General features: G+C 69.5%; 14 protein-coding genes. 8 read left to right on the top strand and 6 right to left on the bottom strand.

What is annotated here, in order from left to right; genetic code table 11:
- The first annotated feature begins 245 nt into the window (after nucleotides 1-245).
- Nucleotides 246-4,331, top strand: coding sequence for a CheR family methyltransferase (locus CAL15_RS05375; RefSeq protein WP_232468124.1), 4,086 nt, complete (start codon nucleotides 246-248; stop codon nucleotides 4,329-4,331).
- Nucleotides 4,332-4,384: 53 nt separating this feature from the next.
- Entirely contained in the window at nucleotides 4,385-6,844 is a 2,460-nt protein-coding gene (locus tag CAL15_RS05370; protein WP_086077637.1) for a glycogen/starch/alpha-glucan phosphorylase, read from the top strand.
- 28 nt (nucleotides 6,845-6,872) lie between these two features.
- Here CAL15_RS05370 and CAL15_RS05365 read toward each other — a convergent pair whose 3' ends face one another.
- From CAL15_RS05365 to CAL15_RS05355, 3 genes are all read right to left on the bottom strand, one after another.
- On the bottom strand, nucleotides 6,873-7,274 hold the full coding sequence (locus CAL15_RS05365) for a hypothetical protein (RefSeq protein ID WP_086077636.1): 402 nt from the start codon (nucleotides 7,272-7,274) through the stop codon (nucleotides 6,873-6,875).
- Nucleotides 7,275-7,348: 74 nt separating this feature from the next.
- Complete coding sequence (locus CAL15_RS05360; protein WP_157666603.1) at nucleotides 7,349-9,142, bottom strand: bifunctional diguanylate cyclase/phosphodiesterase; 1,794 nt, start codon at nucleotides 9,140-9,142, stop codon at nucleotides 7,349-7,351.
- Nucleotides 9,143-9,301: 159 nt separating this feature from the next.
- On the bottom strand, nucleotides 9,302-10,273 hold the full coding sequence (locus CAL15_RS05355) for a LysR family transcriptional regulator (RefSeq protein WP_086077634.1): 972 nt from the start codon (nucleotides 10,271-10,273) through the stop codon (nucleotides 9,302-9,304).
- A 111-nt stretch (nucleotides 10,274-10,384) separates the two neighbouring features.
- On the opposite strand from CAL15_RS05355, the gene CAL15_RS05350 reads away from it, so the two are divergent.
- Nucleotides 10,385-11,629 (top strand): MFS transporter, encoded by a 1,245-nt coding sequence (locus CAL15_RS05350; RefSeq protein WP_086077633.1) that lies wholly within the window; start codon nucleotides 10,385-10,387, stop codon nucleotides 11,627-11,629.
- Nucleotides 11,630-11,669: 40 nt separating this feature from the next.
- Here CAL15_RS05350 and CAL15_RS05345 read toward each other — a convergent pair whose 3' ends face one another.
- Entirely contained in the window at nucleotides 11,670-14,213 is a 2,544-nt protein-coding gene (locus tag CAL15_RS05345) for a vitamin K epoxide reductase family protein (protein ID WP_198299152.1), read from the bottom strand.
- A gap of 1 nt (nucleotide 14,214) precedes the next feature.
- Nucleotides 14,215-14,685 carry a BON domain-containing protein gene (locus tag CAL15_RS05340; protein ID WP_157666602.1) on the bottom strand — a complete coding sequence of 157 codons (471 nt, stop codon included), beginning with the start codon at nucleotides 14,683-14,685 and terminating at the stop codon, nucleotides 14,215-14,217.
- A 204-nt stretch (nucleotides 14,686-14,889) separates the two neighbouring features.
- Between CAL15_RS05340 and CAL15_RS05335 the strand changes: the two genes are divergently transcribed.
- A complete protein-coding gene (locus CAL15_RS05335) occupies nucleotides 14,890-16,341 on the top strand; it encodes an MFS transporter (protein WP_086077630.1) in 1,452 nt (483 codons plus the stop codon).
- A gap of 265 nt (nucleotides 16,342-16,606) precedes the next feature.
- Here CAL15_RS05335 and CAL15_RS05330 read toward each other — a convergent pair whose 3' ends face one another.
- Nucleotides 16,607-17,380: a hypothetical protein gene (locus CAL15_RS05330; protein WP_086080938.1), complete on the bottom strand. Its 774-nt coding sequence runs from the start codon at nucleotides 17,378-17,380 to the stop codon at nucleotides 16,607-16,609.
- Between the two features lie 136 nt (nucleotides 17,381-17,516).
- On the opposite strand from CAL15_RS05330, the gene CAL15_RS05325 reads away from it, so the two are divergent.
- The 4 genes from CAL15_RS05325 to CAL15_RS05310 are packed head-to-tail and all read left to right on the top strand — an operon-like array spanning nucleotide 17,517 to nucleotide 22,095.
- Entirely contained in the window at nucleotides 17,517-18,242 is a 726-nt protein-coding gene (locus CAL15_RS05325; RefSeq protein ID WP_086077629.1) for a DUF3348 domain-containing protein, read from the top strand.
- 10 nt (nucleotides 18,243-18,252) lie between these two features.
- The gene (locus CAL15_RS05320) at nucleotides 18,253-20,787 is read left to right on the top strand and encodes a DUF802 domain-containing protein (protein ID WP_086077628.1); all 2,535 of its coding nucleotides are present in this window, start codon (nucleotides 18,253-18,255) and stop codon (nucleotides 20,785-20,787) included.
- Entirely contained in the window at nucleotides 20,784-21,443 is a 660-nt protein-coding gene (locus CAL15_RS05315) for an OmpA family protein (RefSeq protein ID WP_086077627.1), read from the top strand. Before CAL15_RS05320 ends, CAL15_RS05315 begins: the two co-directional genes overlap by 4 nt.
- Nucleotides 21,436-22,095 carry a DUF2894 domain-containing protein gene (locus CAL15_RS05310; RefSeq protein WP_232468123.1) on the top strand — a complete coding sequence of 220 codons (660 nt, stop codon included), beginning with the start codon at nucleotides 21,436-21,438 and terminating at the stop codon, nucleotides 22,093-22,095. Before CAL15_RS05315 ends, CAL15_RS05310 begins: the two co-directional genes overlap by 8 nt.
- Nucleotides 22,096-22,104 lie beyond the last annotated feature (9 nt).

Raw genomic sequence — 22,104 nt, 5'->3', positions numbered from 1 at the left:
TTTGCTCCTGGCAGTGGACGCTTGGAGCACACCCGCCAGGGCATGCGTGGGGAGATCGAAATCGTCGTGCGCGAAAAATATAGCATCCGACCCCGACATGCCCGCTTACGGGTATGCCTGCCCACCGCCGGCGTCGCGCAGCACCGGCAAGCTATCATGCCGGATCGGATGGTTTTCAAGACACTCTACGCACGCGCTGACACATGCCCGACGCCGGTCTTCCACCCACCAACCAGAAACACCTCATGCCCAGCGACCTGCCGTTCCCGGTGGTGGGCATAGGGGCGTCCGCGGGCGGGCTGGAAGCCCTGAAGGCCTTCTTCGAGAACGTGCCCCCGAATCCGGACATGGCGTTCGTGGTGGTGCTGCATCTGTCCCCCGACCACGACAGCGTGGCCCATCACATCCTGCAGCGCGTCACCGACCTGCCCGTCGTGCAGGTCACGCGCAGCATGCCGGTGCAGAAGAACCACGTCTACGTCATCCCGCCCGCCGCCAGCCTGTCCATGAACGACGGCTACCTGCGCCTGACCGCGCACGAGCGGCCGCCCGGCCAGCCCATCGCCATCGACGTCTTCTTCCGGGCGCTGGCCGACGTGCACAAGAGCCGCTCCATCGGCATCGTGCTCACCGGCGGCGGATCGGACGGGTCGGTGGGCCTGGCGCGCATCAAGGAACAGGGCGGCATCACCCTGGCCCAGCAGCCCGAGGACGCGCCGCACGAATCCATGCCGCGCGCGGCCATCTCCACCGGCATGGTCGACATCGTCCTGCCCGTGGCGCAGATGCCCGGCCGGCTGAAAGACCTGGTGCGGAACATGGCGCGCATCCACATGCCCGCGCCCGTCGGCGACCCGCTGGATCCCGACGGTCCCGAGAACGCCTCCGAGGAAAGCGCGGCCGACCGCACGGCGCTGCGCGACATCCTGACCGTGCTGCGCACCCGCACCGGCCACGATTTCCGGCACTACAAAAAGGCCACCGTGCTGCGCCGCATCGAGCGTCGCATGCAGGTCAACGGCGTGCCGGACATGCAGACATACGCCGCCATGCTGCACCAGACGCCCGAAGAGACGCCGAAGCTGCTGGGCGACATGCTGATCGGCGTGACGCAGTTCTTTCGCGACAAGGATGCCTACGAGGCGCTCGAGCGCCACGTGATCGCGCCGCTGTTCAATGGCGGCGAGGGGCCGCCGACCGTGGTTCGCGCGTGGACGGCGGGCTGCGCCACCGGCGAGGAAGCCTACTCCATGGCCATGGTGCTGAGCAGCTATGCCGACAAGCTGCCCTCTGCTCCGCGGGTGCAGGTGTTCGCCACCGACATCGACGAACCGTCGCTGTCCACGGCGCGGGCGGGCCTGTACTCGGCCGCCATCGAGACCGACGTGTCGGTGGCCATGCTGCACGGCTATTTCACCAGGGACGATGCCGGCTACCGCATCAAGAAGGAAATCCGCGAACGGGTGCTGTTCGCGCCGCACAACGTGCTGCGCGATCCGCCGTTCTCCAAGCTCGACCTGGTCACCTGCCGCAATCTGCTGATCTACCTGGATCGCGACGCGCAGATGGACGTGCTGCGCATGTTCCATTTCGCGCTCAAGCCCGGGGGCTACCTGTTCCTGGGCAGTTCCGAATCGGCCGATGCCTGCGGACACCTGTTCACCGTCGTAGACAAACGCCACCGGCTATACCAGGCCAGAGGTGCTGCCCACGCGCATCGCTCCATGCCCATGCCGGCCCCCGCCAGCTCCGACAAAACGGTGAGATCCATGCCGCCCCAAACCGCTGCGGGACGCGGCAAGACCGCCTACGCGGAAATCCATCAGCGCGCGCTCGAACAGTACGCGCCTCCCAGCGTGATCGTCGATCACGAGGCAAACATCGTCCACATGTCCGACCGCGCCGGCCGCTTCCTGCGGCACAGCGGCGGCGAGCCCTCGCGCAGCCTGCCCGCGCTGGTGCAGCGCGAGCTGCGCATGGAACTGCGCACCGCCATGTTCCAGGCCCTGCACTCGCGCAAGAGCGTCGAGGCGCGCCGGGTCGAGATGAACGTGAACGACCGGCGCGTGTACGTGAACATGGTGGTGCGCCCGTTCCGACACGAGGAAAGCGGCAGCGACTTCATGCTGGTCATCTTCGACGAAGTGGAGGCCGTGCTGAACGGAGACCGCGAGATCGAGCCGGCCAAAGCGGCCAACAGCGTGCTGGCGCAGCTCGAGGCGGAACTGCAGCAGGCCAAGGACCGGCTGCAGCTGACCGTCGAACAGTCGGAGACCTCCACCGAGGAACTGAAGGCCTCCAATGAAGAGCTGCAGGCCATCAACGAGGAACTGCGATCGGCCACCGAGGAACTGGAGACCGGCAAGGAAGAACTGCAATCGGTGAACGAGGAACTGATCACGGTCAATTCCGAGCTGAAGTCCAAGGTGGAGGAAACCGCCAAGATCAACGACGACCTGCAGAACCTCATCGCCTCCACCGACATCGCCACGGTGTTCGTCGACCGCGGCATGCGCATCAAGTGGTTCACGCCGCGCGCCACCGACATCTTCAGCGTCATCGCCAGCGACGCCGGCCGCTCGCTGCTGGACATCACGCATCGCCTCAACTATGCCGACCTGGCGCGCGATGCGGCCGGGGTGTTCGAGTCGCTGCGCACGGTCGAGCGCGAGGTCAGCAGCACCGATGACCGCTGGTACCTGGCGCGGCTGCTGCCCTACCGCAGCGCCGAACATCGGATCGAAGGCGCGGTGCTCACCTTCATCGACATCACCGACCGGCGCAAGGCCGAGGAACGCGTGCGCCGCGGCGAGGCCCACATGCGGCTGATGGCCCAGAGCACCAAAGACTTCGCCATCATCACCATCGACCAGAACGGCCTCATCGCCACCTGGAACTCGGGGGCGCACATCATCTTCGGCTACAGCGAGGCGGAAGCCGTCGGCAAGCCGCTGGACATCATCTTCACGCGCGAAGACGTGGAGGCCGGCGAACCGCGCAAGGAGATGGAGCGCGCACGCGCGCAAGGCTACTCCGCGGACGAGCGCTGGCTGCGCCGCAAGGACGGCACGCGCATCTTCTGCACCGGCAGCATCAACCCCATGCGCGACGAGGTGTTCGACGGCTATGCCAAGATCGCGCGCGACGTCACCGAACAGCGCCGCAAGGAAACCGAGCAGGAAAGCCGGCTGGAACTGACCCGCGCCGACAGCCACCTGAAGGACGAGTTCTTCGCGATCATGTCGCACGAGCTCAAGCACCCGCTGAACCTCATCCAGCTCAATGCCGACCTGCTGGCGCGCACGCCGGCGGTCAGCGGCTCGCCCAGCACCGCGCGCGCGGCCGAGACCATCCAGCACTCGGTGCGCAGCCAGGCCCGCATCATCGAAGACCTGCTGGACATGGCGCGCGTGCAGACCGGCAAGCTCAAGCTCAAGCTCGGCGTCGTCAGCCTGACCGACACCGTCGAGAGCATCCTCAGCGTGCTCAAGCACACCGCCGCGGCCGCCGGCGTGGACCTGCGCCACGACTACGACTCGGCCGACGCGCTGCACGTCGACGCCGATTCGGTGCGCGTCGAACAGATCATCTGGAACCTGCTGAACAACGGCATCAAGTTCACGCCCGACGGAGGGTCGGTCACCGTGGCGCTGCGACGCGACGGCGACATGGCGCGCCTGGACGTGATCGACACCGGCGAAGGCATCGAGCCCGCCTTCCTGGCCAAGGTATTCGAGATGTTCAGCCAGGCCGACATGCGCCATCGGGGCATCAACCGCGACGGGCTGGGCATCGGCCTGGCGGTCGTCAGCCAGCTGGTGCAGGCGCACGGCGGACGCGTCGAAGTCGATTCCGAGGGCAAGGGCCGCGGAGCGCGCTTCTCGGTATGGCTGCCGCTGGCCCGGCAGGCGCTCGGCGCCAGCGCACCCGCGGCGCCCGCCGACGACGGCCGGCTGTCCGGCCTGCGCATATTGGTGGTGGACGATTCGGAAGAGATACTCGATACCTTCCAGGCGCTGCTCGAACTGGAAGGCGCCCAGGTCACGGCCGCCGACGGCGGGGCTGCCGCCCTGCAACAGCTCGAGACGTCCGCCGACTACGATCTGATCATCTCCGACATCGGCATGCCGAACATGGACGGCTATGAATTCATGCGCCAGGTGCGCACGCGCTTCCCCGACCTGGACATCCCCGCCATCGCGCTGACCGGCTACGGCACCAAGGACCACGTCGACAAGGCCGCGCAGGCGGGCTTCACCACCCACCTGAACAAACCCATTTCCCTGGATGCGCTCATCGAGGCCGTCTCGCGCACCCTGGGACGATCCTGAAGGCGGGACGGCCCCCGGCCACGCGCCGCGCCCGCAGCAACACGGAGGAATCCATGCCTGACTTGCCCAGGAATGCGGAATCGGATCAGATCGTGCAGGACGCCGCGGTCATCCAGCAGGAGCTCGCGAGCGAGCTGAAATACCGCCTGGCCAAGGTGCCCGAACGCGCCACCGAAGACGACTGGCTGGTGGCGATATGCATGGTGGTGAGGCGCCGCATGGTGACCGCGCTGCTGGCCACCCAGCAGCGCCAGCGCGCCCAACCCGCCAAGAAGGTCTACTACCTGTCCATGGAGTTCCTGGTGGGCAGGTCGCTGGTCAGCAACCTGCTGTCGCTGGGCATGCTGGACGCCGCCCGCATGGCCATGAGCAACATGGGGCTGGACCTGGAACGCATCGCCGACCGCGAGCACGACGCCGCGCTGGGCAACGGCGGCCTGGGCCGCCTGGCCGCGTGCTTCGTCGAGTCGCTGTCCACGCTGGGGCTGCCCGGCATGGGATGCGGCATCAAGTACGACTACGGCCTGTTCCGGCAGGAGTTCGACGGCGCGTCGCAGGTCGAGCGCGCCGATTTCTGGGACGGCGACCACAGCCCCTGGGTGATCGAACGCGCCGACGAAAGCTGCATCGTGAACCTGTACGGACACGTCGAGGAACACCATGCGCTGGACGGCGCCTACCGGCCCACCTGGGTGCCGGGCGCCACACTGCTGGGCATCCCCAACGACATGCCCATCATCGGCTTCGGCGGCCGCACCGCGAACCTGCTGCGGCTGTACTCCGCGCGCGCCTCCGAAGTGCTGGACATGGGCGTCTTCAACGCCGGCGACTACGTGCGGGCCGTGCAGCACCAGATCAGCACCGAAACGATCTCGAAAGTGCTGTACCCCTCCGACGAGCCTTCGCAGGGCCGCGAGCTGCGCCTGATCCAGGAGTACTTCCTGACCGCCTGCGCCCTGCATGACATCCTGCGCGAGTTCTCGGACAGCGGCCTGCCCATCGAAGACCTGCCCAAGCGCGCGGCCATCCAGCTCAACGACACGCACCCCACCCTCGTGATCGCCGAGCTGATGCGGCTGCTGGTCGATCATTACCACCTGTTGTGGGACGTAGCCTGGTCGGTCACGCAGGCCACCTGCAGCTACACCAACCACACGCTCCTGCCCGAGGCGCTGGAGCGCTGGCCCGTGGAATTGCTGACCCGCGTGCTGCCTCGCCACATGCAGATCATCTACGAGATCAACTCGCGCATGCTCGAGGTGGCGCGCCAGCGATGGGGAGACGACGATGCGCGCGTCGCGGCCGTCTCGCTGATCGAGGAAGGCCCCACGCGCCACGTGCGCATGGCGCACCTGGCCATCGTCGGCAGCCACTCGATCAACGGCGTGGCGCAGCTGCATACCGAGCTGATCAAGCAGTCGCTGGTGCCCCACTTCTACGAGCTGATGCCCGAGCGCTTCAACAACAAGACCAACGGGATCACGCCGCGCCGCTGGCTGGCCCAGGCCAATCCCGAGCTGAGCGCCCTGTTCGACGAGACGCTGGGGCCGGAATGGGTCGTGGATCTGGAGCGCCTGCGCGGCCTGGCACGCCACGTGGACGACAGCGCGCTGGTGCAGCGCCTGGCGCGCATCAAGCGCGCCAACAAGGAGCGGCTGGCGCGCTACGTGCACGGCACCATGGGCCTGGTGATCGATCCCGCGTCGCTGTACGACGTCCAGATCAAGCGCATCCACGAGTACAAGCGGCAGCTGCTGCACATCCTGCACGTCATCCACCTGTACCTGCGCCTGGTCGACCACGGCCATGACATCGCGCCGCGCACGCACCTGTTCGCCGGCAAGGCCGCTCCGGGCTACGCGGCCGCCAAGCGCATCATCCACCTGATCCGCAGCGTGGCGCGCACCATCAACTCCGACCCGCGCTGCCGCGGCCGGCTGTCGGTGGTGTTCCTGCCCGACTACAAGGTGACGCTGGCCGAGCGCATCATCCCCGCCGCCGACGTGTCCGAGCAGATTTCCACTGCCGGCACCGAGGCCTCTGGCACCGGCAACATGAAGCTGGCGCTGAACGGCGCGCTGACGGTAGGCACGCTGGACGGCGCCAACATCGAGATCCGCGACTGCGTGGGCCCCGAGAACTTCTATGCCTTCGGCCTGCTGGCCGAGCAGGTGGGCGCCATGCGGCGCGACGGCAGCTACCGCCCGTCCGACTGCGTGGCGGCCAGCCCCGCGCTGCGCGAAGTGCTCGCCACGCTGGTGGACGGCCGCTTCGAATCCGATCGCGGCATGTACGTGCCGCTGCGCGACGAACTGCTGCATCGCGACCACTACTTCCATCTCGCCGACTTCGACGCCTACGCGGACGTGCATGGCGCCATCGCGGACGACTTCAAGGACGAGCGGACCTGGCACCGCAAGGCCCTGCACTGCATGACGCACCTGGGCCATTTCTCCAGCGACCGCACGGTACGCGAGTACGCGCGCGACATCTGGAAGCTGGCGCACGCCTGAGGCCCCCGCGCCCGCGCGGCGCCCGCCCTCAGGCGTCGCGCAGCAGGTCGTGCGAATTGAGCAGGGCGTAGGCGATGTCGGGGTTGCGTTCGAAGCAGCGGCGGATGGCGGCGGGAACCGCCTGGCGGGTCTTGCTGCACAGGCCCGGCCGCTCTTCGAGCCGGATGACGAAGCCTCGCATGGTGCGCACTTCGTTCTCGCTGGGCGCGATGGTGAGCGTGACGCCCAGCAGCTCGTGCATGCGGGCCTCCATGCGCCGCAGGTCTTCCAGGCTGGCCATGTTCTCGAGGCGATCGACCAGCTTCTTCTCTTCGGCCTTGGTCAGCCGCAGGATGCGCTTGTCCGCGTCGGGCGCTTCGCGCAGGGCATCGTGCCCACAGTCGCAGGCTCCGGGGGGACAGGGCTGGCGCAGCGGCGGAAAATCATTCATAGGTGGGGCATGGGGCGGGCCGCGGCACCGGCGGCGCCGGCCGCGAGAGATTCAACACGGAACGCAAACGCTATTTATACAGCGTCCCGCCGCCGCGGCGCAGCGCGGCGCTCCACGCGCTCGCCCAGCAGCGCGGACAACGCCTCGACTTCCATGGGGCGCGCGATGAAGAATCCCTGCACCTCGTCGCAGCCCCATTGCCGGGACAGGTCGCGTAGATGCTCCGTCTCGACGCCCTCGGCCACCACGCGGTGTCCCAGCTGCTTGGCCAGTCCGACGATGGCCTGCACGATGATGGCCGCCCGCTGGTTGGCCGTGACCGAGCGCACCAGCGCGTTGTCCAGCTTCAGCACGTGATAGCGCAGCTTGCTCAGTTGCGACAGGTTGCTGTATCCCGCGCCGAAATCGTCCACCGCGATCTCGATGCCGCAGCGCTCCAGGCCTTCCAGCATCTCGAGCGTGGCGGCGTCGGCCCGCACCAGCGAGCCTTCCGTCAATTCGAGCTCGAGGCAGCCGCTGCCGATCGCATGGGCCTGCATCGCCCGGCGCAGCGACGGACTGAAGTCCGGGCGCTTCAGATCGGACGCCGAGATATTGATCGACATCTTCAGCGTGGGCAGCGTCTCGCGCCAGATGCTCAATTGCCGAAGCGCGTTGTCCAGCACCCAGTCCGTCAGCAGCGGCATCAGCGTGGTGCCCTCGAGCAGCGGCACGAACTCGGCCGGCGAGATGTCGCCCAGCAGCGGATGCCGCCAGCGCACCAGGGCCTCCACCGACGTCCATACGCCGTCCGACAGGCGCTCGCGCGGCTGGTAGACCAGGCGCAGCTGTTCGAGCGCATTCACCGCGCCGCGGATGGAATTGATGATGAGCACGTGCCGGCGCTGGCGCTGCACCAGCTGCAGGTCGAACACGCCCACCGGCACGCCGCGCTCACGTGCCGACTCGGACACCGCGAACAGCGCGCTGATCAGTTGCGGCAGCTGGTCGCGCCGCACGGGCAGGACGCCCGCGTGCGCCGCCAGGTTCAGCGGCAGGTCGTCGTCCACCGTGATCGGGCTTTCGAACCGCGCGACGCAGCCGGCCGCCAGCCTGCGCACGTCTTCCTGCCCGCCCTCGCACACGAAGCCGAACCGAGCCAGGCCCAGCCGGTACGCCTTGCAATGCGGCGGCAGGGCCGCCATCACGCGCACGGCCATGCGCTCGATCGCCCGCTCCACCTGCGCCAGCCCCACGGCCACCACCAGGCGCGTGATGTTCTCCAGCGGGAACACGTCTATCATCGCCGCCCACAGTTCGGCGCCGGGCTCGCGCGGCCGCTCCAGCGCGATCCCGGCGTCGCGCACGAACTGGCCGCGGTTGCCCAGGCCCGTGAGGCGGTCCCGGTAATGAAAGTCGCGCAGGATCTCCATGCGATCGACGAGGTGCGCCGCGAGGTGCGCTAGCCGCATTTCATCGGACGGATCCAGAGCGCCGCGGTGCACCGCGTCGAACAGCATCAGGGCGCCCATCACGACGCCGTCCCTGTCCGTCAACGCGCGGCCCGCGAAGGCGCGCATCGGGGCGTCGTCGGCGTCGACGGGCAGACCTGCGAGCGGGGGCTGGTCCGCGGCGCGGACCAGCAGGCCGTGCTCGTCGATCCGGTAACCGGAGGCGGAGTAATGGCACGCGCCACCGTCCGTGTGCACGCCAGCGGGAATGGCGCGCGTCGATTCGTACGGGGTCGCCTCGGTGACGTGCGCCGCGATATGGATGACGGCGCAGGGAACGCGGAACAGCGCCGCGGCGAGCATGGCCGCCGACTCGTAATAGCCGCCCGCGGCGAAGTCGATCGGATGCGCGGAATCCGGGTCAATGAGGGTCGTCACGCTGTCATCCACTCGCAAGGCAGCACCAATAGCGGGCTGCCGGTAGCCGCCGTGGCAGGATGATAATCGCGGCCTTGGGGCCAAAGAGGCTGAGCAGCGGACAAGTGCGGGGCCATATCAGGGAAATGGGGCCACGCATGCGCCGGGCTCGCCGCGAGGCTAGGCGTCCCGCCGGTCGGCCGGCGCCGGCAGCCCCGTCGTGCGGCGCAACGCCTGCGGCAGGAACGCGCGCATGGTCTCGATGAACCGCCGCAGCCGCGCGGGATAGAACCGCGCCGGCGGATAGATCAGGTGCACGGGCAGCGCCTCGGCTTCCCACTGCGGCGCCAGATGCACGAGGTTTCCGGCGGCCAGATCCTCGGCCAGCAGCCATTCCGATCCGATGCCCGCCCCCAGTCCCTGCAGCGCGGCCGCGCGCACGGCGTGCAGGCTGTCGGTGGACAGGCGCGGCCGGATGCCGATCGTCCGGGCTTCCCCCGTGACCACGTGGGTCAGCGCCACTTCGGTGCGGTAGAACATGCGCAGCGCGATCCAGGGCAGCCGCGCCAGCTCTTCGGGTTCCTGGGGCACGCGGCCGCCGTCCAGTACGGACGGCGCGGCCACCGCGATCCGCGGCACGTCGCCCAGCCGCACCGCGATCATCGAGGGATCCAGCAGCGGACCGACGTCGATGGCGCAATCGATACCGCTGGCGATGAAGTCGGGCGGCCGGTCGAACAGCAGCCACTCCACCGTCATGCGCGGGTACTTCTTCAGGTAATTCACCAGCGGCTCGATGAACTGCTGCTGCCCGAACGCGTGGGGCGCCACCACGCGCAACGTGCCGGTGGGCTCGTCGCCGGCGCCGCGCATGTCGCTTTCGAAGGCCTGCCACTGCATGATCAGTTCCTTCGCACGCTCGTAGCAGCGCACGCCGTCTTCCGTCAGCTTCATGGCGTGGGTGGAACGCTGCAGCAGGCGCACGCCCAGCGCGCGCTCCAGCGCCTGCAGCCGGCGGCTGATGGTGGGCTGCGTGCCGCCCATCTGCTGGGCCGCGGCCGACAGGCTGCCGGCCTCGACGATGCGCACGAAGGTTTCCATCAACAGCAGGCGGTCGGCGCCGCCCGGCATCAGGGGTATGGGATTGTTCATGCGCCAGACGTATAGCAGATGTACCCGCCATGCGTCTACCACTGCCGCCTCCCCTGCAGGAGAATGCCTGCCTACGCCCCGGTCCGGGCCCTTCCGAGATTCTTTATTCCCATGACGCATACCAACCTGACGACCGACCCCGACGGCCTGTCCCGTCCGCTGTTGCTGCTGCTGTCGGCCAGCACCGGCCTGGCAGTGGCCTCCATCTATTACAGCCAGCCCATGCTGGGCATCCTGGGGGCCGAGCTGCAGGCCAGCGGCAGCGCGGTCGGCTGGATTCCCACGCTTACCCAGCTGGGGTACGCGCTGGGCATCCTGCTGCTCGCCCCGCTGGGCGACCGCTACGATCGCAAGCGCATCATCCTGCTCAAGGCGGCGGCGCTGTGCCTGGCCCTGCTGGCCAGCGCGCTGGCGCCGTCGATCTGGGTGCTGCTGGCCGCCAGCCTGGTCGTGGGCCTGACCGCCACCGTGGCGCAGGACATCGTGCCCGCCGCCGCCACACTGGCCAATCCCGCGCATCGCGGCAAGGTCGTCGGCACGGTCATGACAGGCCTGCTGCTGGGCATCCTGCTGTCGCGCGTGGTCAGCGGCTTCATCGCCGAACACTACGGCTGGCGCGCAATGTTCGTGGCGGCGTCGCTCAGCGTCGTCGCGCTGGGCGCCGCGCTGTGGCGCGGGCTGCCGTCCTTCCGGCCTTCGACGACGCTGCCCTACGGCGCGCTGTTGGGTTCGCTGGCCACGCTGTGGCGCGAACACGGCCTGCTGCGCCGCGCCGCGCTGGCGCAGGGCCTGCTGGCCGTGGGCTTCAGCGCCTTCTGGTCCACCCTGGCCGTGATGCTGCACGACGCGCCCTTTCACCTGGGCGCGGCGGCAGCGGGCGCGTTCGGCCTGGCCGGCGCCGCGGGCGCGCTGGCCGCGCCCCTGGCCGGCCGAGTGGCGGACAGCCGCGGCCCCGCGGTGGTCAGCCGCATCGGCGCGGGACTGACCGCCGCCTCGTTCGCCGTCATGGCGTTCTCGCAATGGCTGTCGCCGCAGGCGGCGCTGTGGCTGATCGCCGCCAGCGCCATCGGCTTCGACCTGGGCATCCAGGTGGCGCTGATCTCGCACCAGTCCATCGTCTATGGCATCGACCCCGCGGCACGCAGCCGGCTCAATGCCGTACTGATGACCAGCGTGTTCATCGGCATGTCGGTCGGCGGCGCGCTGGGCAGCTATGCCCTGGCGGCCTGGGGCTGGCAGGGCGTCACGGCGGTGGGCACGCTGGCGGCGCTGGGCGCCCTGGTGCTGCGGACGCTGCCGACAGGCGGGGCTGTGACTCAACAGCAGCGCCATCGCCCTGCGCCGCCCGCCCCGTAACCGTCCATGCGCGCCGCCCGGCGCGCATGGACGCATGGCATCAGGCCACCCAGCGGCTCCACGCGCCGTAGCGCCCGACGATCCTGCCGCGCGGCAGGGCCGCCACGATCAGCACCAATCCGGCCACCACGTTGGCGCCTATCTGCAGCGCGCCTTCTCCATAGATGGGCGTGGCCACCAGCAGGCCGCCGGCCAGCGGCACCAGCAGAAAACGCGCCAGCCGCGCCACTTCGGCCGCGGAGACGGCCACCACGGTCAGCACCAGGGCGCCTACCAGGTGATCGATGTCGGCCATTCCGCCGCTGGTGCCCAGCGTCAGGCGCGTGCACATCAGCCACGCGCCGACCGCCGCGGCCAGCCACAGGCCGGCCGACATGGACACGCCTCCCTTCACGATGTCGCGGATCACCGCTGCGGGCCGGCGGTCGAACTCGTCGCGCACGACGGAAGCGCCATCCGGGCCGCGCGAGGCGGCCGGGGCGTCGCTATGCGCATCGCTGCTCACGTCACTACGCACGTCGTCATCCGTATCGCCGAACAGGAAGACCCGCAGCAGGCTCTTGCCCGCCTTGTGGCGGCGCCGCAGAAACTGGCATGAGGCCAGCAGCTCGTCCAGCGAATACGGAATCTGCACCAGCATCGCCACCGCGCCGATCAACGCCAGCGTGCTCCACGTGCCGATGACGATGGGCTGGATGATCACGAAAGTGATGGACACGATGCCCAGCGGCGCGATCATCAGCCCGAACAGGATCACCAGCCACGGCATGGTGCGCCAGCGCGCGCGCGAACCCACCACGCCCGTCAGTATCTCCAGCATGTACGTGTAGGCGCCCACGGCCGCGTCCGGCACGGGCCAGGCCTGCGATACGCTGGACGTGATGATCTCTTCGGTGCCGTTGCGCGGGTCGCTGCGGTCGCCCTGGAAGAACGGTTCCCACACGTGGTCGATCTGCTCCATCTGGTAGGCCGCCAGATAGCGCGACACGTAAAGGCCCACCAGGGCCAGCACGATGATGGGCAGGCGCTGTGTCCACTCCGACGGGTTGTAGCTCCAACCCGGCGGCGTCTGGGGTCCCGTCAGCCGCGCCACTGGCGACGGGCCGGGCTCGGGCTTCAGGCCCACCGCCAGCCCGAACGCCAATCCGCCCACCAGCGTGTCGGAAAGATAGGCGGCCGCATTGGTGGTCCAGAACATGAACGGCGCGGCCATCACCAGCGCGCCGATGGCCGCGCAGCACCAGCGCGCGAAGGGCATGCGCCAGCTCAGCGACAGGAAGGCGAACACGATCAGCAGCGCGCCCAGCCCGATCTCGGCGCCGCGCAGCAGCGGCTCCTGCACGCCGACCAGCGGCGGCTGGAACACCAGCCACGTGCCCAGTCCGATGTTCACGAAGTGCGGCCAGCGGTTCTCGGCGTGCGCGGCGCGATAGGCCTGGACGTGCCGCTGGCGGAAGTCTTCGGTGTCGCGCGTGTGCTCGGCGCTGTCGCGCAGGCTTTGCGGCGGCGTCATGCCATGGGCCCGGTACCACCCCAGCGGATCGCGCTTGAGGCCTTCGATGATGGCGGGCAGGCTGCGCCGCAGCCGGTGGCGCGGCCGCCAGCCCAGCAATTGTTCGGCGCGCGCCGTGTCCAGCGCATAGTGCGCGTCGGACATGGCGATCATGTACGGCTTGATGAAGGGCTTCTCGCCCTGGTCCAACGCATCGGGCACCAGCGGCTCCAGCGTCGCGCGCACCCAAGTGCCGGCCTTGGCCACGGGCTTGGGCACGCGCAGCGTGGGCCAGTCCTGCACGCCATGGATCAGCTTGCCGATCTCGTCCTGCAGGGCGTCGTAGCCGGGCGCCTCGGTCTCGCCGATCAGCAGCTCGACCTCGGGCGGCAGTTCATTGCGCCGCTGCAGCGTCAGGCGCACGGCCTCGTGCAGGTCTTCCCGGTGCAGCATCGACTGCCCGACCTGGTTCGACGCCGAGTAGAAGTAGCTCTCGAAGTCGCGCTCGTAGATGCGCGAGATCTGCTGCGCCAGCGTAGGCACCACCGTCTGCTCGTCATACACGCCCGCCAGGCGCAGGATGGCATAGGGCATGGCGCCATGCTCGCGCCGGATGGCCTCTTCCGCCTCGAGCTTGGACTGCGGATAGACGTATTGCGGCCCGAACGGCTGCGTCTCGTCTATGAGGTCGCCCGGCTTGCCCGGCGCATGGACCAGCATCGTGCTGGCGTACACGAAGCGGTCCACGTGGAATCCGCTCTGCAGCGTCTTCAACAGCCGCACCGTGCCGTCCACGTTGACGCTGCGATACAGCGGACTGTCCTTGCCCGTGGCGTCGAAGTAGGCGACCAGGTGGATGACGGCGGCCAGGCTGCCGCCGTGCTCGCGCCGCACCTGCGCAAGCGCGGCGGCCACCGACTCGTCCGACGACAGGTCGATCTCGTACAGCGGGAAGTCCAGGTCCTTGCTGCCCTTGCGATCCAGGCCCACGATACGGTACTGATCCGAAAGGGACTGCGCCAGGCCGCGGCCCAGGTTGCCCGCGGCGCCCGTGATCAACACCAGCGGCAGATTCATCGACGTAGACGGCATGTCAGTGCAGCTTCTGCGTCGCCAGCTCCAGGCTGGTCACGTTGTCGGGCACGCCCTGCACTTGCATGCGGTCCAGTACCTCGAAAACGCCTTCCACCGCCATCACGGCATCGACCAGGCCGGGATGCTCCGACGCCGGCACACGGCCGCCCAGGCACACCGAGCCGTCGGTCACGGTCACCTCGATGGCGCCCGGCCGGCTGACCAGGCGGCCCAGGCGCGTGCGCACCCGTCCTTCGAGCTGCTGGTCGCTTTCGGGCTGCGGACTGCCCTTGATCTGAGCCGCCGCCCCGCGCAGGTGGTTGGCCAGATGGCGGCGCTGGGCGCGCACGTAGCGGCCCGCGTTGTGGTAATTGGCGCTGGTCTTGTCGCGCACCAGCGCCCTGCGGCGGCGCCCCATGTCCGGATCCAGGAAGTACATGGCGGCGGCCCCGGCCGCCAATGCCGCAACGCAATTCAGTAAGGCTTTCACGGGATGGATCTCCTCAGAGCTCATGAACAGGCCGGCAGTGCCGGGCCGGTGTGCGTGCAGCACGATCCGTACCTGCACGCGGCCCTTGGCGCACGCCCGGACGCGACACGACGGCATCAGGGTTTATCCCGATATTTACGTTGCGGCGCAATATACTGCCGCCCTCTTCCGCCTCGCCGGCTGCGCAGCAGTCCGCCCATCATCATGAGTTCCACGCCGTCTCCCACCCCGCTCAGCCGCGCAGGGCTGTTCCTGCTGCTGGCCGGACAGCTGCTGCCGCTGATCGACTTTTCCATCGTCAACGTGGCGCTCGAGGCCATGGCGCGCTCGCTGCACGCCAGCGAGGTCGACCTGGAACTGATCGTGGCGGTGTACGGCGTGGCCTTCGCGGTATGCCTGGCCATGGGCGGCCGCCTGGGCGACAACTACGGACGGCGCCGGCTTTTCTTCTGGGGCATCCTGCTGTTCACCGTCGCGTCGCTGCTGTGCGGCCTGGCCTGGTCGGTGTGGGTGCTGCTGCTGGCGCGCGCGCTGCAGGGCGCCGCGGCGGCGCTGGCGGTGCCGCAGATACTGGCCACCATCCACGTCACGCTGCGCGACCGCCAGCACTCGCGCGCGCTCAGCCTGTACGGCGCGATAGGCGGACTGGCCTTCGTGATGGGACAGGTGCTGGGTGGCCTGCTGGTGTCGGCGGACATCGCCGGCCTGGGCTGGCGGCTGGTGTTCCTCATCAACCTGCCCATCGGCATCGTGGTGCTGGCATACGCCCGCAAGAATATCCCCGAGACCCGCTCGCCCCATCCGGCCAGCGTCGACGCGCCGGGCACCGTGCTGCTGGCGCTGGTGATCCTGTGCCTGCTGCTGCCGCTCTCATTGGGCCCGGTGCAGCACTGGCCCTGGCCCTACCAGGCCATGCTGGCGGCGCTGCCCGTCCTGCTTTATGCGCTGTGGCGCACCGAGATCGTGCAGGAACGCCGCAACGCGCATCCCTTGTTGCCTCCCAGCCTGCTGCGGCTGTCCAGCATCCGCTTCGGCCTGTTGATCGCGGTGCTGTTCTTCGCGTGCTGGAGCGGCTTCATGTTCGCGATGGCATTGACGCTGCAGGCCGGCGCCGGCCTGACGGCCCTGCAATGCGGCAACAGCTTCGTCGCCATGGGGACGGCGTACTTCGTGGGGGCCATTCTCACGAATCGCGCAGCGGCGCGTTTTCGCAAGACCTCGATACTGGCGTTCGGCTGCGTGGTGCAGATGGCGGGCGTGGCGGGGTTGATCTACACCCTGCACCAGGTGTGGCCGCAGCCCAGCGTTGTGTCGCTGATCGCGGCCACCATTCCCATCGGGTTCGGGCAGGCATTCATCGTCGCCAGCTTCTTCCGCATAGGCCTGTCCGAGGTGCCGAGGGAGCAGGCCGGCGCAGGAAGCGCCACGCTGTCCACGGTGCAGCAGGCGTCGTTGGGCTTGGGGCCGGCGCTCGCGGGGGCCGTGCTGACGCATTTCCTGGGGCGGACCGATCGGGACTATCTCAGCGCGGCCACGGCAGTGCTGGTAGGCGAGATCGGGCTGGTGCTGGTGTTGACCTGCGTGGCGATCGTCGTGGGGCGGAGGGAGCTGCGGGCGTTGCGGGAGAAGGGGCGGGTCTGTACTCAGGGGAGTTGAGGCGTAGGCGCGGCGGGTCCAGGGCATGCGGTCTCAGCGTTGTCGCGTTGTCGCGTTCTGGCGGTGGGCTGCTGGGGTCGATGGGGCTTCTGGGTTCTTGAGGCGCCTGGGACATGACTGCGGATTCTCGTCCTCGCGCCGTGGGCGCTGCGGGCGCGAACCCTCCGCCATGTCCCAGGCTCAAGACAGCTCGATGCCTTGGTCGATTCTCGGGAGCGCGTGCGACATGTCGCAAGCGCCGTCCTCATCCCGGTCGAAGGCGGCGCTAGCGTTGCGGCGGGTCCTGGGTGTCGACGGCGAGGCCCGCGGTCAGGCCCAGCCCGGCTCCTGCGCCGGCCATGCCGGCGCCGCCTCCGCGGCCTGCCCGGCCGCCGCCTTCGCGGGCGCCGTCGGTCCTGACGCGCGCGGCGGATGAGGGGCGGGCGGGGCCCTGGCTGGGGATGTGGACGTTGGCCGGCACGGCCTCGAGGTTGAGGACGCCGCGGATGAAGTTGCGCAGCGAGACGACCAGTTCGGCGGTGTGGATGGGGCGGCCCGCGACCATGTCGGTGGCGGCGCGCGCCGCCAGGCGCACTTGCTCTTCGGTGCCCAGCAGGATGATGTCGGACAGCGCGGCTTCTACGGCGTCGCGCACGCGGCGGCGACGTTCGGAGGCGGGTAGGTCATCGGATTCCGAGCGGGACGCAGAGGTTTCGGGCAGGCCTTCCGATGCGCCCGGAACATCGGCGATGGACAGCGCGTCCTCGGCCGGCGGCGCATCCGGGTCGCGTGGAGCCTCGACGGGCATGCCCGCGCGGCGCAGGTCGCGCAGGTGCCGCGGGTCGACTTCCAGGTTGCCGGTGAACGAGCCTCCCAGGGTCTTGTAGGCCGCGATCAGGGTGCGCAGCCGTTCGTTGATCTGCCGGTTCTCGCGTTCGCGGCGCTGCTGCAGGGTCTGCATCACCACCAGCCGTATGCCGACGCCGATCAGCGTGATCAGGGCCAGGCCCAGCAGCGTCGACAACAGGCCTTGCCAGGAAGAAAAGTCCAGGTTTCGCATGCGGCCTCCCATGCCAGAGGCTTCATCTTGCCAGAAGTCGCGCGGGATCCGCCCGGGCGGTGCGGCGCCGTGTCGCGCATGGTCAGGCCTTCCCCCCGCCCTGCGTGTAAACTGCTGGGCTTTTGACCCTGGCGGCATGGAGCAGACGGCAAGGCGCGCAGGTTCCGGGGGCCCGGCATTCGTACGCCTGTTGGCCCGCCTGACCGACGCCACCCTACCCGATTCCGGACAATCCCTGTCGGACCGGCTAAGCCTATGGCTGGCCTGGACCGACGCCATTGCATTGTCCGCCGTGATCGAGGGCCAGCCGGTCGTGACGGCGGGCGGGGCTTCGGATGCCGCCGCGGCCGCGCGCGACTGCGCCCGGTTGCGCGCCGATCTCACCGGCGCCATCGTGCACGATGCCGTATTCTCGCCCCCCAAGGCGGCAGCGGGGCCGCGGCACGCCCGCGCCGCGGCGCCGGTGGAAGCCGACCCGGCCTACGGCACCTACCGCCAGCGCTATCTCGCCTTGCAGCAGACGATGGAAACGGGCATCGGCAATCTGCGCAGCCGGCTGCGCGGCATGCTGGCCGCCCGCACGCCGGGCCTGGGTCGGCTGGCCTTGATGGACGCCGTCATGGAGCGGTCGCTGGGCGCGCGCGAGCGCAGCCTGCTGGCGGCCGTGCCGCGGCTGATGGAAAGACACTTCGAACAACTGCGCCAGGCCGGCGAGGCCGATGCGGACCCTGCCACCGCCCCCCTCGCCACGCCGCCCTGGCTACACACGTTTCGCACGCACATGCAACACGTATTGCTCGCCGAACTGGATGTTCGCCTACAACCGGTCGAAGGGCTGCTGGCCGCCCTGCAAGACCGCTGACCGGTAAGCCATGACCCGATACCTCGCTCCCTTCGCCATCTTCCTGGCCGGGCTTGCGGCCGTGTGCTGGATCGCCGCCGGCTATGTCGGCACGAATCCGCTGGCCCTGTCCGTCACGCTGCTGATCGCCCTGGTCTACGTGGCAGGCGCCCTTGAACTGAGCCACTATCGCCGGGCCACGCGCACGCTGGAGCTGGCGGCGTCAGAGTCCGCCGAACCTGGTGCCGCCGCCAGCAGCTCCGGCCTGGATGGATGGCTGGCGCGCCTGCACCCCAGTCTGCGCAATCCGGTGCGCCTGCGCGTCGAGGGCGTGCGGGTGGGCCTGCCCTCTCCGTCGCTCACGCCCTACCTGGTGGGCCTGCTGGTGCTGCTGGGCATGCTGGGCACCTTCCTGGGCATGGTCGCCACCCTGCGCGGGACCGGCGCGGCACTGGAAAGCGCGACCGACCTGCAGGCCATGCGCGCCTCGCTGGCCGCACCCGTGCAGGGCCTGGGCTTCGCGTTCGGCACGTCGGTGGCCGGCGTGGCCGCCTCCGCCATGCTGGGACTGCTGGCCGCGCTGTGCCGGCGCGAACGCATCCGCGCCTCGCAGGCCCTGGACGCCCGCATCGCCACGGGCCTGCGCGCCTATTCTCCGGCGCATCAGCGCGAACAAGTGCTGGCTCTGCTGCAGCGGCAGGCGGGCGCGATGCCCACGATGATCGAACTGCTGCAGCGCCAGGCCGAGGCGATGCCTACGGTGGTCGGGCTGTTGCAGCGCCAGGCCGAGACCATGCCGGCCATGGTGGACCTGCTCCAGCGCCAGACCGCGGCAATGCCACAGATGGTGGACCTGCTCCAGCGCCAGACCGAGGCAATGCCCCAGATGGTCGGCCTGATGCAGCGCCAGACGGACGCCGTGCCCGCCATGATCGAGCGGCTTCAGGCCCTGGCCGCGGACATGGGCCAGCAGAACCGCAGCCTTCAGGAAGGCATCGCGGCGGGCCAGGAGAACGCCCAGGCCCGCGCCGACGCGGCCCACGAGCGCCTGGTGCAGGCCGTCGAACGCAGCTTGCAGGACAACACCGCCTCGGGCGAGCGGCTGGTGCAGACCATGGACCGCGCCCTGCAGCAGAACACCGCCGCCGGCGGCCAGTTGATCCAGGCGATGGACAAGGCCCTCCAGGAGAACGTCGCGGCCGGACACCAACTGGTGCAGACGATGGACCGCGCGCTGCAGGAGCACGCCGCCGCGGGGGCCCGCCTGGCCCAGTCGATGGACCAGGCCCTGCAGGACAACACCGCGGCGGGCGGCCGGCTCGCCCAGGCGCTCGAACAATCGCTGCAGGAGAACGTGGCCGCGGGCCAGCGGTTGGCCGCGACCATGGACCAGACCCTGCAGGCGCATGCGCAGGCGGGAGCACGCCTGGCGCAGGCCATGGAACAGGCCATGCAGGACAACGCCGCCGCCGCCGCGCGCGCCGCGGGCGAGGCCATCGCGCCCGCCGTCGAGCGCACGCTGGCCGGACTGGCGCGCGAGGCCGTAACGCTGCAAGAGACGGTGGGCCAGGCGGCGCAGCGCCAGGTGGAAGGCTTCGGCATGCGCCTGGACGGCGCCGCCGCCTTGATGGCCGACAAGTGGAACGACGCCCTGGCGCGCCATCAGCAGGCGGGCGATGCCCTGGCCGGCGGCCTGCGCGCCGCGCTGGACGGCTTCTCGGGCAGTTTCGAGGAACGCATGGCCAGCCTGCTGCGCGAGGTGAACCAGTCGCATGCCGCGCTGCAGTCCACCCTGGCCGAGCAGGACCAGCAGCGGCTGCAGGCCTGGCACGACAAGCTGGGCGCCATCGCGAACGACCTTCGCCAGGATTGGGAAACGGCCGGCCAGCGGGCCGAGCAGCAACACCAGAGCCTGGGCGAATCCCTGGCGCAGACCGCGCGCGAACTGGCCGAGCAGACGCAGGCGCACGCCCGCGACACCGTCGCCGAGGTCACCCGTCTGGTGGAAGCCGCCGCGCAGGCGCCCAAGGCGGCTGCGGAAGCCATCGACGAATTGCGCCGCAGCCTCACGCTGGCGACGGCGCGCGACAACGAAATGCTCGAGGAACGCAACCGCCTGCTCGAGACGCTGGACGCGCTGCTGGGCAATCTTACCCAGGCCGGCAACGAGCAGCGCGCGGCGGTCGATGCCCTGGTCGCACGCGCTGGCGAGATGCTGGAGCGCACCAGTTCACAGGTGGCCGGCCAGGTCGAGACCGAGTCGGGCAGGCTCTCCGACGCTGCCGCGCAGGTCACGGGCAGCGCCATCGAGATCGCGAGCCTGGGCGATGCCTTCGGCGCGGCCGTGCAGCTGTTCGGCCAGGCCAGCGAGCAGCTGGCCGAGCGCCTGCAGCGCATCGAGACCGCGCTGGACAAGTCCATGGCCCGCAGCGACGAACAGCTGGCCTATTACGTGGCGCAGGCGCGTGAGGTCGTCGATCTCAGCGTGCTGTCGCAGAAACAGATCATCGAAGACCTGCAGCAGCTTGCCGCCGGGCAGGCGGACGCGGGCGCCACGCCGCAATGAGAGACGACCTCGACGCCGACCTCGAGTCCTCGGCTCCGGCATGGGCCGTGTTCGGCGACCTGATGTCGGTGCTGCTGGGCGCCTTCGTGCTGATCCTGGTCGGCGTGGTGGGCATGCAGCTCGACCTCGCCACCCGCCTGGAAGAGGCGGTCAAGCAGGGACAGGCCGAGACCCAGCGCCGGCAGGCGCTGGAGCAGGCGCTGGCCGGACCGGTGGCCTCGGGCCGCGTCACGCTGGTCAACGGCCGCATCGGCATCAACGGCAACGTGCTGTTCGCGCTCAATTCGGACCGGCTGCAGCCCGACGGCCGCGAACTGATCAAGAGCCTGGCCGCGCCGCTTGCCGCGTATCTGCGCGACCGTGACGAGATGCTGATGGTCAGCGGCTTCACCGACGACCGGCCCGTGCGCGACACCAACCGGCGCTTCGCCGACAACTGGGAACTGTCCGCGCAGCGTGCCCTGACGGTGACGCGCGTGCTGATCGAGGAAGGCGTGCCTTCGTCGTCGGTCTTCTCGGCCGCCTTCGGGTCCGAGCAGCCGGCCGCGTCGAACGCCGACGAGGAAGGCCGGGCGAGGAACCGGCGCGTGGAGATCGCGCCCGTCCAGAAACCCCAGGCGCCCGCCGCCGCCGATGCGGCCACGTCCCATGGATGATCCGCGCGCCGCGCTGCGGGCATGGCAGGCGGCCGGCCACGACCGCCTGGATCCGGTGCGTTTCCGCTTCCTGGAATCGCTGGCGCGGCGTACCGAAGCGCTGGACGGCGCCGCTCGCAGGCGGGTGGATGCGCGGCTGGCCGACCTGGCGCAGGCCTATGCGCGCATGGTCGAGCAGGCCGCGCCCGGCGAGGTGGCGCAGGTGTCGGCGCCCTCGCCTCGCGTGGCGTCCGCCGCCCGCGCGGACGCGTCCTCGCCCCCGCAAAGCCTGGCCGGCCTGGCCGCCTATCTGGCTCAGCGGCCACGCGGCAGTGTGCGCAACGACGGCACGGTCCCGCCGCGCGACGTCTATCCCGAACTTGCAGCGCTGGATGAGTTCCGGGCGTTGTGGACCCGGCTCGGCGCCGACAAGCAGATGCAGCAGTCGCTGGAAAAGGTGCCCGAGAATGCCGGCCCGCTGAATTCGAACCACCTGGTGCACCGCTCGCTGTCGATGATGCGCTCGCTGTCGCCCGGGTACCTGCACCAGTTCCTGTCGTATGTGGACGCGCTGTCGGCGCTGGAACAGCTGTGCAATGTCAGCGATCCGGCGGGTCAGCTGCTGGCGCGCCTGGATGGCGCCAGGAAAAGCGGCCGCGGCAAGGCGCGCTAGGCGCGCGGG

The organism is Bordetella genomosp. 13 (assembly GCF_002119665.1).
Classification (GTDB): domain Bacteria; phylum Pseudomonadota; class Gammaproteobacteria; order Burkholderiales; family Burkholderiaceae_B; genus Bordetella.
This window is presented reverse-complemented; position numbering and strand designations above follow the sequence as displayed.

Bases quoted from the DNA above. Each gene is read 5' to 3' on its own strand.
- CAL15_RS05375 (WP_232468124.1), top strand. From the start codon at position 246: ATGCCCAGCGACCTGCCGTTCCCGGTGGTGGGCATAGGGGCGTCCGCG.
- CAL15_RS05370 (WP_086077637.1), top strand. From the start codon at position 4,385: ATGCCTGACTTGCCCAGGAATGCGGAATCGGATCAGATCGTGCAGGAC.
- CAL15_RS05365 (WP_086077636.1), bottom strand. From the start codon at position 7,274: ATGAATGATTTTCCGCCGCTGCGCCAGCCCTGTCCCCCCGGAGCCTGC.
- CAL15_RS05355 (WP_086077634.1), bottom strand. From the start codon at position 10,273: ATGAACAATCCCATACCCCTGATGCCGGGCGGCGCCGACCGCCTGCTG.
- CAL15_RS05350 (WP_086077633.1), top strand. From the start codon at position 10,385: ATGACGCATACCAACCTGACGACCGACCCCGACGGCCTGTCCCGTCCG.
- CAL15_RS05345 (WP_198299152.1), bottom strand. From the start codon at position 14,213: ATGCCGTCTACGTCGATGAATCTGCCGCTGGTGTTGATCACGGGCGCC.
- CAL15_RS05335 (WP_086077630.1), top strand. From the start codon at position 14,890: ATGAGTTCCACGCCGTCTCCCACCCCGCTCAGCCGCGCAGGGCTGTTC.
- CAL15_RS05330 (WP_086080938.1), bottom strand. From the start codon at position 17,380: ATGCGAAACCTGGACTTTTCTTCCTGGCAAGGCCTGTTGTCGACGCTG.
- CAL15_RS05325 (WP_086077629.1), top strand. From the start codon at position 17,517: ATGGAGCAGACGGCAAGGCGCGCAGGTTCCGGGGGCCCGGCATTCGTA.
- CAL15_RS05320 (WP_086077628.1), top strand. From the start codon at position 18,253: ATGACCCGATACCTCGCTCCCTTCGCCATCTTCCTGGCCGGGCTTGCG.
- CAL15_RS05315 (WP_086077627.1), top strand. From the start codon at position 20,784: ATGAGAGACGACCTCGACGCCGACCTCGAGTCCTCGGCTCCGGCATGG.
- CAL15_RS05310 (WP_232468123.1), top strand. From the start codon at position 21,436: ATGGATGATCCGCGCGCCGCGCTGCGGGCATGGCAGGCGGCCGGCCAC.